This window comes from Dyadobacter sp., assembly GCF_017744695.1.
In the GTDB taxonomy this organism is placed as follows: domain Bacteria; phylum Bacteroidota; class Bacteroidia; order Cytophagales; family Spirosomataceae; genus Dyadobacter.
Genome location: NZ_JAGIAS010000001.1, coordinates 559,681 through 575,139 on the forward strand (window position 1 = coordinate 559,681; position 15,459 = coordinate 575,139).

The window sequence follows — 15,459 nt, forward strand, 5'->3', positions numbered from 1 at the left end:
CACGGCCATGAAAGCGAAAATGAATTTCTCACCGTACCGATGGCTTTCATTCGGTATGATCTGGCTCGGGCTGGGCGGCATGCATGCCCAGGCAAATGGAACTGCCGAAAACAACCTTGAAACCGTAGCTGTGTTGACCAGGTACGATGTAAAAGAAAGCTCCCGGGAAGCGTTTCAGCAAGCATTGAAAAGTTACGTGGCCATGGCGCTGATGAATGATCACAACATCATGGCCGAAGCCTACACCGAGCAGGAACAGCCATTAGTATTCTGGGTCATTGAAAGGTGGAACAGCAAAGCCGGTTTCGAAGGGAATGCCCAGCTCCCTCCTTCTCAAAAAGTTGATTGTTTGTCTGAAAATGCCCTGTCCAAAGCTGCTCAACGGCTGTACATCAAAGACCTGGAACCGGTATCCAAAAAGCAATGGCGTACCGAGGCGGCCGGGAATGATACGCCGCTGACCATCATGCTGTTCGTGGATGCGCATCCCGGCACGGAAAAGCGCTTCCAGCAGGTGTACCATGCAGCAATGCCCCGGTTCCGCGGCGAACCTGGCGTGATCAACTACCAGCTCTCGCAGCTTGCCGATGACAGCACCCGATTTGTCACCTACGAAAAATTCAGGAGCGAAGAAGCTTTTCAATACCACCTGAACTACCCGCCGATTCAGCCGGTCATCGATTATCTCAATACCAGCATCCGTCAGCAGCCATTCCAGAAAGGGCTCCACAGACTCATCGCAGTACCGGAGACCGATAGCCGGATCAGGATCCATACTTCAAAAAATTAACATCAAACTTTTTTAAATCAATTCCAACAATGAAAACGATCAAACAATTAACGGTAGCAAGCCTGGTAGGCCTCTCAGCAGTGGCTAACGCCCAAGCCCAGGACAAATCAAATGCAGCAGCCGACTACCAGCTGTCGGTACTGAACAAACTCGGATCGCCCGCTGCGGTTGTCAACATGCCGGTGTCGCAGCTGCTGAATGCACCGGGAAATGAAGCATTACGCGCATTCTTTTTTACGCCTGTCCAAAACAAAACATTACTGAAAGGCAAACGCATTGCCGTGCTGGCCGCGGATGGCTTCGAAGAAATAGAATTACTCGGCCCGGTGTGGTACTTCCGCGAGCTGGGCGCCCAGGTGGACATTGTCGCACCGAAGTTTGTCCCCGCGCCTGAGCGCTACGGACTGATGTTCCCTGAAATGGCCAAAACGCATATCATGGCTATTCAGTACTTGCAGCCCGTCGGATGGATCAAGTTCGACCGGACCGCCGACCAGATCAAAGTGGCTGATTACGATGCGGTATTCATTCCCGGCGGCGCCTGGAACCCGGATAACCTCCGCCAGGATAAGGACGTGCTCAAATTCATTCGTGATTTCAATGCATCCGGCAAGCTCATTGCTGCCATCTGTCACGCGCCGGTGGTACTGGCATCGGCCGACATTCTCAAAGGCCGCAAGCTGACCGGCTACTGGAATATTCAGGTGGATTTGAAGAATGCCGGGGGGACCGTCCTCGAACAACCGGTGGTGACCGACGGCAACCTGATCACCAGCAGGCACCCGATCGATGTTGCCGATTTTTCACGGGCCGTGGAAAAATGGCTGGTCAAATAACAGACAGTATTTTAGGGTGGCGATGGTTAAATGTCGCCACCTTTTACTGAAACGAACTAATCCAATATTAAATTTATAGGATATGAAAGCAATCATGATCGGTGCTACGGGTGCCACGGGCAAAGATCTTCTGAGTACTGTTTTGAATGATCCCGAGTACAGCGAAGTAGCGATTTTCGTGCGTCGCCCCATCGGTATCACACACGCAAAACTTACAGAGATAGTAACTGATTTCGATAGTCTGCATGATGTATCCCGCCAGATTCAAGGCGATGTTCTAGCCATTCCTAATTTCTCCGTTGAATGATGCTTTTACTTTCAATCTGTGATGTTGTCCCCAATCAGCCATTTCCCACAGGATAGGCCTTAGGGTCTCACCATAAGCGGTAAGCGCGTATTCCACCGTGACTGGTTTGGTTGGCTGCACCGAGCGACTGACCAGACCGTTGATTTCCAGCTCATGTAACTCCTTGGACAGCATTTTGGAGCCAATCCCTTTTACTTCCCGCATTAAGTCCATGAACCGTTTGTCGCCGAAGGCAAGACAGCCAATGATCGTGATTTTCCATTTGCCGCTTAAAATATCCATCGTATCATGGATAGCCCTGAGCTGACTTGGACAGTGCAGGGGCTTTTGATCAATAAATACTTTCTTTTTCATCTATCTTGGCGCAACTTAGTTTCTCTATGGAAACTACTTTCTAAAGGGAAACCCATTCCCGGGGTAAAGTTCGTTCATTTAGCTTTGTCAAAAAAAGATATCATGAAAATAGATTTGACGCAGAAAATTGCCATCGTTACAGGCAGCTCAAAGGGTATAGGCGCCGCCATCGCCAAGGAACTTGCCGCCTGTGGCGCGATTGTCATTGTTACCTATCATTCGGCGGAAAGTGATGCGGAAAGCGTGGTTACCGCCATCCGGGAGACAGGCGGACAGGCCATTGCCCTTCAGGCCGATATGGCCCGGCATACCGATATTATTGATTTGTTAAAACAGGTAAAGGAGCGGTTTGGCAAGCTGGATGTGCTGGTGAACAACGCTGGTATCGCCCGATTCGGCCCTATCGAAGCCGTTACGGAGGAAGATTTTCTGGAACAGTACCGGGTCAATGTATTGGGTCCCATGCTGACGATCCAGGAGTCTTTGAAGTATTTTCCCCCAACAGGAGGTAGCATTATCAATATCAGCTCTGTGGGCGGACAGAATCCAGGGCCCTACACCAGCATTTATACGTCATCGAAGGCGGCCCTGAACACCTTAACCGTTTCTTTATCAAGAGAACTGGTGAACCGGCACATCCGGGTCAATACGGTTGCCCCGGGTCCGACTGATACCGAAGGGTCAAAGGCGCTGGGCCTGGCAGGTAGCGCCATCGAAAAGGGCATGATTGCCGCTATACCGATGGGTAGATTCGGCAAGCCAAATGAAATAGCCCCGGCAGTCGCATTCCTGGCTTCAGACAATGCGGGCTGGATCACTGGTGAAAAATTAGCTGTCTCGGGAGGAATGCGCTAAAGCGGCTGCGTTTCCGACGCCTCGATTGAGCTCATTGGCGCCCGAACCGGAGTTTCTCTTAATGCATCCGAATGTGAATGCGGAAGAATGAGAATATTCGTGTATGTTAGAAGACTGATTTAAAGCTGGTTAGACATAAGTTAATCCCTTCTGATGAGCAAGGCATTTTGCGATACCAGAGGCTTTCGGAATTAGGCAAAGATGGCTACAACAAATACCAATCCAACTACTTTTTCCCGGTTGTGCGGCTGGAACTTTACACTTCATTAAAACCAAAATGTTATGCAGGATTTAAAAGATACGGTGGCGATTGTTACCGGAGCAAGTGAGGGCATCGGGAGCGCAATCGCAAAGAAGCTGGCCGCCAGAGGTGTGAAATTAATGCTTGGGGCCAGAAGCATTTCACGTTTGCAGGAAGTAGCTAACCTTATCAAGGAATACGGCGGCCAGGCCGCGTTCGTCAAAACGGATGTTACGCGCAAGGTGGATCTCTTACGGCTTGTCCAGGGGGCAGTAGAAACGTACGGTAGGCTTGATGTCATCGTAAACAATGCCGGGGTTGCCCGGCTCGGTCGAATTGATGAACTTGATACGGATGGCTGGGACGAAATGATCGACAGTAACATCAAAGGTGTTTTATATGGCATGGCGGCTTCGATTCCTGTTTTTAAACAGCAGCAGTCAGGGCATATTGTCAATATCATTTCGGCTTCCGGAATAAAGATCGTGCCCACCCAGGGAGTCTATGCAGGAACCAAGAATGCTGTCAGAACCATAACAGAGGCTTTCAGGCAAGAGTCCGATGGCAGCATACGCATCACAGGTATTTCCCCCGGTTACATTAAGACAGAATTTGCCATAAAAAGTGTAAAAACTGATGAGATGAAAACAGCAGCTAGCGACGCTGTTGCGAAAATGGCAATAAGCCCTGACGCCATTGCCGACGCGGTGATCTATGCAATCAGCCAGCCAAAGGACGTAGAGGTGGGCGATATTGTCATTCGTCCGGCAAGGCACTGATAGCAGGTCTGCCTTCCGTCGTGGATATCTGTGCTGAACTAACGTTGTCACAACGATACCTGAGTGATATGCTCAAATCCTGGACAGGGCTTAACACGCAGCAATACATCCAGGGTATTCTCATCGATAAGGCAAAGCAGCGACTGGCAGCTACCAACACTTCTGTGTCAGAAATCGCTTATGAGCTAGGCTTTGAGCACCCGCAGTCATTCAGCAAACTGTTTAAAACAAAGACCTCACAATCTCCGCTAGCGTTTCGTGCCAGTTTCAATAACTGATTGCCACTCCGTAATCAATACTGTTTGCTCATTTCCGGGGCTTTTAATTGTTGGACATTTAACTACATGACAAATGTCCAGCGAATCAAAAACCTGTAATAAGCCAAGTCAGGGCAATGATTAGCCAAAACATGGATGGTGCTTCAAGTTCGCTTACCTGGATAGCCCCTTCGCAATGGTCCGGCGGTTTTGTTCATGTACACTGTGATCGAAGATACCATGTTAGGAGCAGTACCTCTATTCTATCCGCCTTTTAAACAAAGTATATTGCGCCTTTTAAACAAAACACAATGACAGGTTTAAACTGAATTTTGCATCATCCAAACATTAATAGATGATGAACACAAATTCAAATACAGAAAAATTAGTACTGGTAACCGGTGGCGCGGGCTTTATCGCCGTACACTGCATCCTGCAATTATTAAATGCCGGATACCGGGTAAGGACCACACTTCGCGATCTAAACCGGGAACCGGCGGTAAGAGCAATGCTGCGTGAAGGTGGCGTCGAGGCGGGTGAGAGGCTAACCTTCATACACGCCGACCTGTCGAGCGATGCACACTGGGATGACGCGGTGAAAGACTGCGTTTACGTGTTGCATGTCGCTTCACCGACACCGAAGCTGAATTTCAAGCATGAGGATGAAATGATCATTCCTGCCCGGGAGGGCGTACTGCGGGTGTTACGCGCATCCAAGGATGCGGGCGTAAAAAGAGTGGTATTGACCTCGGCGATCGGTGCCATCGTTTACGGCCATCCTAAGCAAACCACACCTTACGATGAAACCGTCTGGACGGATACTACCCATGCCCCGGCTTACCAGAAGTCCAAAACGTTGGCAGAAAGAGCAGCCTGGGAATTTATGGAAAGTGAAGGCGGAAGTCTGGAACTGGCAGTCGTGAACCCGGCAGCGGTAGTGGGGCCGGTACTAGGGCCGGATTACTCCCATTCCATCTACCTGGTCAAAAACATGCTGACCGGTAAAATGGCGGGGTGCCCTAAGATCAACTCCTGTTTTGTCGACGTGCGCGATGTTGCTGACCTGCACTTGCGCGCTATGCTTGATCCTAAGGCCAATGGTGAGCGCTTTATCGCTACCGGCGGCGAAAGCTTCTGGCTGGTGGAAGTGGCAAAGATACTGAAAGCCAATCTGGGCAATAAGGCAGGCAAGGTGAAGGCGATGCAACTACCGAATATTGTTCTGCGTATTGCAGCACTAAAGGATCCGATGGTCAAAAGCATGGTATCTTTACTGGGTATCCCGATGAACCTGACCAGCGCCAAAGCGATTGAGCTACTGGGCTGGTCGCCCCGTTCGCCGAAAGATGCGATATTGGCCGCTGCCGAAAGCCTGATCCGTTTAAATTTGTTGTAAATTGAGTTATGCGGGAAGTCGCCGAAGTTTTTATATCCTGTAAAAAGGAAGCCCATTACAGCCGGGAGCTAATGCTCCTCTGGCCTGCATTGGTACGCGTGATCTCGGGCGAGGTGCGGGTCGCAGCAGCCGAACGCAGCTATCGTTTCTTTGCCGGTGATACGGTCCTGTTCCCGCGTGACCAACTGGGGCGAATGAGCAAGCTACCGCTGCACGGCGAGCCTTGCGTGGCCATCTCGGTAATCTTCCGCCAGGATAGACTGGAACAATACTATAAGGAGATTAAACCTGCGGCAGAACGCAGCCATGAGCCGCTGATCTTTGCAGATCACCCCCTGCTGCAAAGCTTGTTTAACTCTTTGCAGCCTTACTTCGATTTGGCAGATGCGCTACCCGCCGATATTGCCGCATTTAAGGTGGAAGAAGCTATCCGCATTTTAAAAGCGATCAATCCTGAGGCGGACGGCTTGTTAGGGCATTTTGAAGCACCCGGGAAGCTTGATCTGGTCACTTTTATGGAACATAACTTCCGGTTTAACCTGCCGCTGGAAAAATTCGGCTATTTAACCGGCAGAAGCCTGACAACGTTCAAAAAGGATTTTAAAAATGCTTTTAACACGTCGCCCGGCCGTTGGCTTACGTATAAACGCCTGGAACTGGCGCACTACCAAATTGTTGAACAAAGAAGAAAACCTTCGGAAGTTTACTTGGATACTGGCTTCGAAGACCTTTCTCACTTTTCATTCGCCTTTAAAAAACAATATGGTTATCCACCAAGCCAGTTTTCGGGATTGTAACGATAGTTGGTTCTGCCTAAGTACTTTGCTGCTGGTTTCAAAGCTTTAGTCGGTCTCCTACGAACGCTGGTCTATGTTATGCATGTTTCAATTATCTGTGTGAGGTCAAGGGACTTAGAAACTGCTTGGCAAACAAAATGCCCCCCGTTTAACACCTGAGAAAGGTTCCCCAGCTACCTGAGCGACAAGCTGCGACCACAGATCGGCAAAAGCCCAGCAATATATTCAAGATAAGCTCATTGAAAAAACCAAGCAAACGCTTTCCACCACGACCCTGACCGTGCGGGAAGTGGCTCATTCCTTGGGGGTCGAACATTCGCCCGAAAAAGGTAAGCGTACTCGGCGGAAATTTAGCAACGCGGTCTTAGACCTGATTGAAGACGTGGAACTGAGTTGTCGGGACACACTGGAAGACCTAAAGGCCAAGGGTGAAAAAGAGTACCGCAAGATAGCGCACGGTTGCCAAAGCGGGTCTGTATATCAAAAGGAGGATCAACAGCATGAGGCGCCGGAGGGCAATACAATCGCATAAACTCTTATGAACGCTGGAGCGGTGCTCATTAGCGAACGTTGGCGGTATACGCAGAACAAATGGATCGCCACCATTACGTACTAAGGGACCTGGGGAAAGATCCAATTTTTATATATACTTTTGTTTTAATCGTTCAGATGCCTAAAATGCATCAAGACAGGCTGAAAAAAATCGGCCACGATCTCTACTACCTGTTTTGAAAGAATTACAAGCTTTTGACACACGGGCGCTTTTAAGATCCATACTCCGCACGTGGATCACTTAAAGCACCTTAAAGGGTGCTTTTTTCGTTCAAAGACATCATTTTTCCACTGTTTTAAAGATAAGCATATCATTCTGACTCAATCCAGATCATAGCATTCGGTTACTTTGGGCGGACTTGTCTAAGAAATGTCTTCGAATGGTTCCCCTGTACGTAAGGAACTACTCAGAAGAAAAGGGCCCCAGAGTATACTTTTAAATCCAGGATACAGCAATCATAAACAAGATTGGCTCATTATCACTGAAATTTTAAGAATATGGAGACTAAGTCAACTGTGTTCGCCAGAAACACTTCGCAGGGGCTATTACTGATAACCGCTTTGATAGCTGTTGTATTTCTACCAAGCCATAGTTCAGCCCAGCAAGGGAATGCTGATTCAATACTCGCAGTCAGAAAAGACACTTTCGTGATTAGGTTTACCGAGCTAAGCATCAATACTGTAAAGAATCGTAAGATCAAAGATGACACCTTCACAATATACATATTGCCGAAAGCCGAAATTGGCTTGCTCGTATACGGGAACAGCGAAAGAGAAGCCTTCCAAGGCCTCACCATTGCCCCGGACACTGCTATCAAGTTACCCCGTCAGAGGTATGATAAACAAGCGAAATTATTGGCATTCCAGCAAGAAATCACCCACTGGCAACCGAGCGAGCTGGTCTCCCAAAAACAAAAGTTCCGAAGCAATTCAGTTGTTTGCACAGTCTTCGGCATCATTACAGCCATCGCCGGCCCCGCTTTAATCATCAGCGGCAGTAATAAGATATGGGATGATAGCGATAAATCCTTAGCGCAAATGACAGGCGGCTTTTTGATTAGTGGCGGGGCCGTTCCCTTGTTTATTTTCGGATTCAAGAACGGGAGGAGAGCTAAATTAATAAAGATAGAGCAAGAACGGAGGACATCTATAAAATACTAGATTTCCAGTATAACGACTAAACTTTACTCCCACTTACTGGCCGGTTAAACCATTATTGCCACAGGGTTAACATCGACCTGCGTAGAGCCGACATAGAGCGGTTGTCCCAAAACGAAAAGAAATTTCCATACCTGTTCTCTGACCAATGGCCGCGCCCGAAGTTGAGAATGATCGTAGCGCATTGAATGTCTTCCACGGCATGCGGCGGCGCTAAGAAAGAAGACGCTGGATGGCCACCGCCCCAATAGGATATCGTAATTCCCGGTCATTTGACGGAAAAAAGATAATTGAGCCTGACACAAATAAGGCACCGATAATGAAATGGGTGTTTGAAGAACTTGCACTGGGTAGATTTAACACAGAACAAGTATGGAAGCAAGCGGTCAGAAAAACTCCGGGGGTTCTTACGTTGAACCAAATGCGATAGAATGCTATCAGGAAGCGCATCGAAAGGAAGAAGCACTTACTACTACTATTATCATTGTTCTTCGTCGTGTGGTGTTCGATTTAAGGCGGACGACGTAAATGAAAAATTCGAACGTCAACTCAACATGCTTGTACCCCGTCCCGGCCGGATGAAAATTTATTCTGATTTGGTGCTTAGTAGCTACAAGGAACAGACGAAAATCCGGGAAAGGGAGAGAAAAGATTTAGTAGAAGAACTAGACAAGATAAATGAGAGATTACGAAATGCCCGAATCAAATTGGTCGATGGGCATATCGTGACGGAAGACTTTGAGCATGTTAAATCGCATTGCACAAAACGAATTGAAGAGCTTAAAATTAAGCTCTTCAACTTTTCTGATGATCAAGCAGAAATAGGAGCATATCTGAAGCATACCCTCACGGGACTCGAACACCTCTCAAAGCTCTATAAATCAGGCACTATAGAAGAAAAAAGGCAGATAATTGGTTCGATCTTCCCCGAAAATTTGACTTTTGACGGAACGGAACATCGAACCGCTCGACTCAACGAAGGCATCGATCTTATCTATCAGATAACGAGCAAGTTAAGAGCACAAAAAAAGGGACAAGTGCGTTCAAAAACGACTTGTCCCTTAGGGTGCTCCCGAAGGGATTCGAACCCCTATCGATGGTACCGGAAACCATTATTCTATCCATTGAACTACGGGAGCGTAGCTGGCTTTTCGCCTCTAATGGGCTGCAAATATAGCCCCTATTTTGAATTTTGACCTATTATTGCCGGATTTGTTTTCAAATTTCTGTGACGAAATCATAACTTTTTCAGCAACTCCCAGTCACCCACGCTTTTCAGGTAAAGATAATCGAGCAATACCCCGTTCACATTCGTGATGAGCCTGTGGCCTTCTTCGAATGGTACCACGAAGGTCTTGATGTATTCATGATCGGAGAGCAGCCCCTGCACGTTGTCATGGTACGACTGAATGGCCTCAGAAGTGAGTTCCAGCTCGCAGTAGAACATGTACATAGCCTCGTCGCTCGTGCCGGTCGACGGGTAGAATGGCTCCCGGTTGACGCTGATCAGCTGGGATTTTTCGACGACGATGCCGGTCTCTTCGAAAACTTCGCGTGCGGCCACGGAGGCTGCGTCGCTCTCGCTGTCGAGCATACCTGCGGGGTGCTCGTAGGTCATCGATCCATCGCAAATGCGGCGTTGTTGGACCAGGAGCAAAAATTTTTCTCTTGTCACCACGTCGATGAAGCATACCAGCACGCTGACAACTTCACCTTTCAGGAAGCAGATCGGCGGTATTTTGTTGCCTTCCGGCGTTGTTGCGTCGGTGTACAGGAGCGAAAACAACACTTCGCCGTGACCGTTACGACGGGTGTAAAGCTCGTCTATCCGATGGATGTTCAGCCCATTTTTGATCAGCCGGTTTTTCCAGAGATTGTATTTATGCGAATCCGTCAGATTCTCTGCCATATGCCAGGTGTGGGTTGCTTAGTTGTACAACGGGAACGACAATGCGACGTAAGGTACGCCGTAGGTGGTCGAGTAGCGCGTCTGACCATTAATCAGCTTCTCAGGTGACGCGTATGTCAGGCGGCCATGCACATAAGCCACTTTCACACCGATCTGATCGGTGATCCAAAAGCGGATATATGCTTCCGACTGCCCGTTTTGCTTATCCATGAAAAGCGGCAACGCATTCAGCGTGGCGGGGCCGCTTTTGATGTAAGAGTTATAATGCGCGCCACCTTCCCCATAAAGGCCGCCACCTTCGTACAAGGCATTGCGTTTCAGGCCGAATGCAATGCCAAAAAGGTCGGTATTAGCGCCGATGTCAAATTTCCAAACTCTGAAATTAGCCCCTAACAGGAAGCTGACACCATTTGCGGAGAGCTTTCCGAATTTGAGTGTATCGGCATTGAGGGCGCTGGACTTGGGCAGCATGTCCGTCCGGCCGGCATAATACCCCCAGCCTCGTACGCCCCAACCCACCCTGAACCAGGGGAAGTTACTGAGGCTCAATTCCTGATGATAGGTAGCGGAAGGCACCCAAACCTTGTCCTGGTAGCCCAGGCCAACATCGATGCCGGAAGTAACGCGGGATATGTCCTGAGAAAAAGCTTCTGATAAACCTAAAAAAACAAAAAGTACTATGAATCGAATGCTTTTCATTTGATCGTGATGTTTTGAACGGCAAAGGTAAAAAAATAAGGCAGAGACCCCAGCCTCTGCCTCAAGATCATCTACGAATTAAGTAAACGGTAGACACAGATCCGCGACCTTACCGTTGCTCCTTTGTCAAACTATTTCCGCTTTTTGGGCTCCTTTCTCAGCACCACGGCACCCAGCGGGGGCAGATCGAGGATCAGCGAATGGGCTTTCCCGTGCCATTGGTGGCTTTCTGCGGTGACGGGCTCATAATTGATGATTCCGCTACCGCCGAATTGCGCCGCATCCGAATTGAATATCTCCTGCCAGCTTCCTTCGGAGGCCACGCCAACGCGGTAGCCTTTCCGGGGAACCGGTGTCAGGTTGAGCGCGATGATAAGGTTGCGCGTCGGGTCGGTCGATTTGCGGGCGTAAACGAGTACGGAATTCTCCCGGTCCTGCGTATCGATCCATTCGAAGCCGTCGTGCGAAAACGAGTAGTCGAACAACGCCGGCTCTTCCTTGTACAGCTTGTTGAGCGCGATCACGCATTCGCGGATGCCTTTATGTGGCGCATACTCCAACAAATGCCAGTCAAGACTTTGTTGGAAGTTCCATTCAGAAGTCTGCCCGAATTCGCCGCCCATGAACATCAGCTTCGTGCCCGGATGCGTGAACATGTACGTGAACATCAGACGCAGGTTCGCGAACTTCTGCCATTCGTCACCGGGCATTTTGTTAATGAGTGACTTCTTGCCGTAAACTACCTCGTCGTGCGAGAACGGCAACATGAAATTTTCGGAAAATGCATACACCAGACTGAACGTAAGCTGATCCTGGTGCCATTTGCGGAAGGCAGGGTCTTTCTCGAAATACTTCAAGGTATCGTTCATCCAACCCATCATCCATTTCATACCAAAGCCTAATCCACCCACGAAAACAGGCCTCGATACGCCCGGGAATGCGGTCGATTCTTCGGCGATGGTCTGGATGTCCGGAAACTCGGTATAGACAGCCACGTTCATTTCCCGGAGCAACGAAATTGCTTCCAGGTTCTCACGGCCTCCGAATTCGTTCGGAATCCATTCGCCATGTTTGCGCGAATAATCGAGGTAAAGCATTGAAGCCACGGCATCCACGCGCAAGCCATCGGAATGGTAGCGGTCGAGCCAGAAAATGGCATTACTGATCAAAAACGAGCGTACCTCGTTTCTTCCGTAGTTGAAAATGTAGCTCTTCCAGTCGGGATGGTAACCTTTGCGAGGGTCTTCGTGCTCGTACAGCGAAGTGCCGTCGAACCGGAAAAGCCCGTGGGCATCGCCCGGAAAGTGCGAAGGCACCCAGTCCATATACACGCCGATGCCCGCCTGGTGCAGCTGATCGACGAGGTACATCAGCTCCTGCGGCGTACCCATGCGCGAAGAGCAAGAAAAATACCCGGTGATCTGATAACCCCACGACGGCGCGTACGGGTGCTCCATAATCGGCATCAATTCCACGTGTGTGAAACCCATTTCCTTCACATAAGGTACCAGGCTCTCCGCGATTTCCTTGTAGGTCAAATGCCTTTCGGGATTGGACGGGTCGCGCTGCCAGGAGCCTAAATGCACTTCATACACCGAAATCGGCGCATTCAGTTTGTTTTTTTCCTTGCGGATTTTCATCCAATCGGCATCATTCCACTCGTACCAGGTGTCCCAAACGATGGAAGCCGTGCGCGGCGCTACTTCACACCAGAGCGCAAACGGATCGGACTTTTCGAGGTGCTGCCCGTTTTGCGAGATAATGTAGTATTTGTAAACTTCTCCTACCCCTACATTCGGAATCCAGCCTTCCCAGATACCGGAGCTGTCCCAGCGTGGTGACAGTGAATGACTGCCGTGGTTCCAGCCGTTGAAATTCCCGATCACCGACAGATAAGTCGCATTGGGTGCCCACACTGCGAAATACGTCCCTACCACCCCATTGACCTCCATCACATGCGAACCCAGCTTCTCGTAAAGCTTGTAATGCTTGCCCTGACGGAACAGGTGTATATCGAAGTCTGAAAAACGGCTAATGGTTTCCACCGCATTCACCGACTGGGCCGCCACAGGGGTGCCGGCATCCTCGGCAGGGTCGACGGTTGCGTTTGTTTTTTTCTTTCCGGTTGACTTAGCCATTTGTAATTCTTCAATTAATGTGTAATCTGTTCGAGGACGTAAGATTTACAATTTTATTAAACTATTTATTAAAATGTATATATTTTTTGTCCCGCTGATAGCGCCGGTGGCACCCCGGGGGCGCCACCTGAAAGCAAATCAGATATGGCCTGCGGCCTTTTCTACCTGATCCAGAACGCGCATGATGTTGCCGCCCCATATTTTTTCAATATCCTTTGCGGAATAGCCTCTTTTGACCAGCTCCTCGGTAATCGCGCCGATCTGGCTCACGTCCTGCAAGCCGATCACCTCACCACCGCCGTCCATGTCCATACCAATGCCCACGTGGTCCACGCTGGTCAGCTTGATCACGTGCTCGATGTGATCCACAGCGTCCTGCACAGTAGGTTTGTCGGCTTTATATTTCTCATCGATTGCCTTCATTTCGTCACGCAATGCTTTCTTGTCCGCATCCGAAAGGTCGGTCTGGCGGATTTTGAGACGCAATGCTTTCAGCGACATTTCATGCGGCTCGGAAGGCTTTTTCACAAATCCGGGCACAAAGTTGATCTGGATCACCCCGCCGTTTTTGGCGAGTGTTTTGATCATGTCGTCCGTCATGTTTCTGGGCACGTCGCATAAGGCACGGCACGACGAATGCGAAGCGATCACAGGTGCTTTCGTCAATTTGATCACGTCGTAAAAAGTGGAATCGGAAACGTGCGAAATGTCGACCATAATGCCGAGGCGGTTCATTTCCTTCACCACTTCTTCGCCAAATGCGCTCAATCCGTTGAATTCAGGGCCATCACCGTCCGTGGAAGAATCACAAATGTCATTGTTCAGCGAGTGCGAAAGGGTAATATAGCGCAGGCCCAGATCGTAGTAGAGCTTCAAATTTGCGAGATCCTTCCCTACCGGCCAACCATTTTCCATACCGATAAACACGGCCCGTTTTCCCTCCTTTTGCAAACGGTAGGCATCTTTGGAAGTCGTGGCAAGCCCGGCAGTTTGCGGATTGGCCTTCACCGCCTCATGGATTTTGTCAAAAATCGCCAGGGCTTTTTTCTTGGCTTCTGCATTGGCTTCTTCGGTGCGTTTGCCCTGCCCGAGGTACACGGCGAAAAACATCCCGTCCATGCCGCCCCGGATCATCCTCGGGAAGTCTATCTGCGAACGGTCTTTTTCAAAATCGTGCTCGACGGCCACGTCGAAGCCGGGTTTCATCATATTAATAGGCACGTCGGCGTGGGTGTCGATGGTCAATGCGGCCGCGTGGATCTTCTTGGCCTTGTCCGACATCACGGGTGGTGCGAGTTGCGCATGTGTCAGCGCGGGAACTAGTAACAGGAGTAAAAACCTTTTCATTTTCAGGATTAATTGGTGATTGGTAAAGGAATATTAACTGTTTTTAAATTGATCTTTTTTTCCCGGATTGTCAACTACCTTCCCGCTTTCCCTGCTATTCTCCAAAATATCCCCGGCCAGGTGCTATTAATACCTTTGGATAGAATGTCACCGCCCGCATTGCAAAGATTCGGCCATATGCCGTCATTTGTAACCAATCCCAAACCCTTTCTACGCATGCTTCGTCTTTCCCTGCTTCACAAAAGTGTTTTCAAATGCCTTTTGGCAGCCTTTCTCGCCTGCATTTTGGCAGGTAATACCATCGCACAGTCAGCGAAAAACCGGCATCATGCGGCCTCCGGGCAGGATTTCATGTACCAATATTCCATCATCGACGCGCTCATGGCAGGCGTTTTCGACGGCGACCTGACGATCGGGCAACTGAAAAAGAAAGGTGATTTCGGCGTGGGCACATTCAACAGGGTCGATGGGGAGCTGCTGATCGACAAAGGGCATGTTTACAAGATCAGCTACGACGGCTCTGTGAAGGAAGTCCCCGATTCGGACAGCACCTCGGTCGCATTCGTGAAATTCTTCAAGGCCGACACGGTGATCCATTTGAATGGCCCCGGCCTGACCTACGAAAAAGTACAGGAACAAATCGAACATCTGCTGAATCCCAACGGCATTTACGCATTGAGAATTTCGGCTAAATTCTCTACCATGACCACCAGAGCCGAAAAACCCGCCAGCAAGCCTTACACTTCGCTACCCGAGCACTTGAAGCATAACCAGGTCGTTTTTGAATTGAAAAACACGACCGGCGTTTGCGCCGGGTTCCTGCTCCCGCCGTATTTGGCGCGAACCAATGTGCCGGGGTTTCATTTGCATTATCTGGCGGACGATCACAAATCGGGCGGGCACATATTCAACTTCACTGCCGACGTCCTCACCGTCGAAATCGACATGGCCAGGGGTTTCACTATTGAAAACAATACCAATGCGGAGTTTGGCAAGGTTAACCTCCAACCCGACCGCGGGGCCGAACTGAAAAAGATCGAATAG

Annotated in this window: 15 protein-coding genes and 1 tRNA gene; 10 read left to right on the forward strand and 6 right to left on the reverse strand. The window is 49.5% G+C overall.

Annotation, left to right across the window (positions count from 1 at the left end):
- Positions 1-7 precede the first annotated feature (7 nt).
- The 3 genes from J7619_RS02090 (at position 8) to J7619_RS02100 (ending at position 1,933) form a co-directional block, all read left to right on the forward strand.
- Positions 8-790 carry a putative quinol monooxygenase gene (locus J7619_RS02090; protein ID WP_291193426.1) on the forward strand — a complete coding sequence of 261 codons (783 nt, stop codon included), beginning with the start codon at positions 8-10 and terminating at the stop codon, positions 788-790.
- 29 nt (positions 791-819) lie between these two features.
- Positions 820-1,626: a type 1 glutamine amidotransferase domain-containing protein gene (locus J7619_RS02095; protein ID WP_291193428.1), complete on the forward strand. Its 807-nt coding sequence runs from the start codon at positions 820-822 to the stop codon at positions 1,624-1,626.
- A gap of 82 nt (positions 1,627-1,708) precedes the next feature.
- Positions 1,709-1,933, forward strand: coding sequence for a hypothetical protein (locus J7619_RS02100; RefSeq protein ID WP_291193430.1), 225 nt, complete (start codon positions 1,709-1,711; stop codon positions 1,931-1,933).
- Here J7619_RS02100 and J7619_RS02105 read toward each other — a convergent pair.
- Positions 1,904-2,287: a helix-turn-helix domain-containing protein gene (locus J7619_RS02105; protein ID WP_291193431.1), complete on the reverse strand. Its 384-nt coding sequence runs from the start codon at positions 2,285-2,287 to the stop codon at positions 1,904-1,906. The two genes, J7619_RS02100 and J7619_RS02105, sit on opposite strands and share 30 nt — an antisense overlap.
- Positions 2,288-2,389: 102 nt before the next feature.
- Between J7619_RS02105 and J7619_RS02110 the strand changes: the two genes are divergently transcribed.
- From J7619_RS02110 to J7619_RS02135, 6 genes are all read left to right on the forward strand, one after another.
- Entirely contained in the window at positions 2,390-3,142 is a 753-nt protein-coding gene (locus J7619_RS02110) for an SDR family NAD(P)-dependent oxidoreductase (RefSeq protein ID WP_291193433.1), read from the forward strand.
- A gap of 282 nt (positions 3,143-3,424) precedes the next feature.
- Positions 3,425-4,162, forward strand: a complete 738-nt coding sequence (locus J7619_RS02115) for an SDR family oxidoreductase (protein WP_291193435.1) — start codon at positions 3,425-3,427, stop codon at positions 4,160-4,162.
- Between the two features lie 20 nt (positions 4,163-4,182).
- Entirely contained in the window at positions 4,183-4,440 is a 258-nt protein-coding gene (locus J7619_RS02120; protein WP_310589795.1) for an AraC family transcriptional regulator, read from the forward strand.
- A gap of 334 nt (positions 4,441-4,774) precedes the next feature.
- Positions 4,775-5,815 carry an aldehyde reductase gene (locus tag J7619_RS02125; protein WP_291193437.1) on the forward strand — a complete coding sequence of 347 codons (1,041 nt, stop codon included), beginning with the start codon at positions 4,775-4,777 and terminating at the stop codon, positions 5,813-5,815.
- Between the two features lie 98 nt (positions 5,816-5,913).
- A complete protein-coding gene (locus J7619_RS02130) occupies positions 5,914-6,612 on the forward strand; it encodes an AraC family transcriptional regulator (RefSeq protein WP_291196444.1) in 699 nt (232 codons plus the stop codon).
- Between the two features lie 1,050 nt (positions 6,613-7,662).
- The gene (locus tag J7619_RS02135) at positions 7,663-8,325 is read left to right on the forward strand and encodes a hypothetical protein (RefSeq protein WP_291193439.1); all 663 of its coding nucleotides are present in this window, start codon (positions 7,663-7,665) and stop codon (positions 8,323-8,325) included.
- A gap of 1,064 nt (positions 8,326-9,389) precedes the next feature.
- On the opposite strand, the gene J7619_RS02140 is transcribed toward J7619_RS02135, so the two are convergent.
- The 5 genes from J7619_RS02140 to J7619_RS02160 all read right to left on the reverse strand — a co-directional run bounded on the left by J7619_RS02140 (position 9,390) and on the right by J7619_RS02160 (position 14,415).
- Positions 9,390-9,461, reverse strand: a tRNA-Arg gene (locus J7619_RS02140).
- Between the two features lie 98 nt (positions 9,462-9,559).
- Positions 9,560-10,231, reverse strand: a complete 672-nt coding sequence (locus tag J7619_RS02145) for an NUDIX hydrolase (RefSeq protein ID WP_291193441.1) — start codon at positions 10,229-10,231, stop codon at positions 9,560-9,562.
- Between the two features lie 18 nt (positions 10,232-10,249).
- Entirely contained in the window at positions 10,250-10,930 is a 681-nt protein-coding gene (locus J7619_RS02150; protein ID WP_291193443.1) for a hypothetical protein, read from the reverse strand.
- A gap of 131 nt (positions 10,931-11,061) precedes the next feature.
- Complete coding sequence (gene glgB, locus J7619_RS02155) at positions 11,062-13,068, reverse strand: 1,4-alpha-glucan branching protein GlgB (protein ID WP_291193445.1); 2,007 nt, start codon at positions 13,066-13,068, stop codon at positions 11,062-11,064.
- A 138-nt stretch (positions 13,069-13,206) separates the two neighbouring features.
- Positions 13,207-14,415, reverse strand: coding sequence for a dipeptidase (locus J7619_RS02160; RefSeq protein WP_291193447.1), 1,209 nt, complete (start codon positions 14,413-14,415; stop codon positions 13,207-13,209).
- A gap of 216 nt (positions 14,416-14,631) precedes the next feature.
- Here J7619_RS02160 and budA point away from each other — a divergent pair, with 216 nt between their 5' ends.
- Positions 14,632-15,459 (forward strand): acetolactate decarboxylase, encoded by an 828-nt coding sequence (gene budA / locus J7619_RS02165; protein ID WP_291193449.1) that lies wholly within the window; start codon positions 14,632-14,634, stop codon positions 15,457-15,459.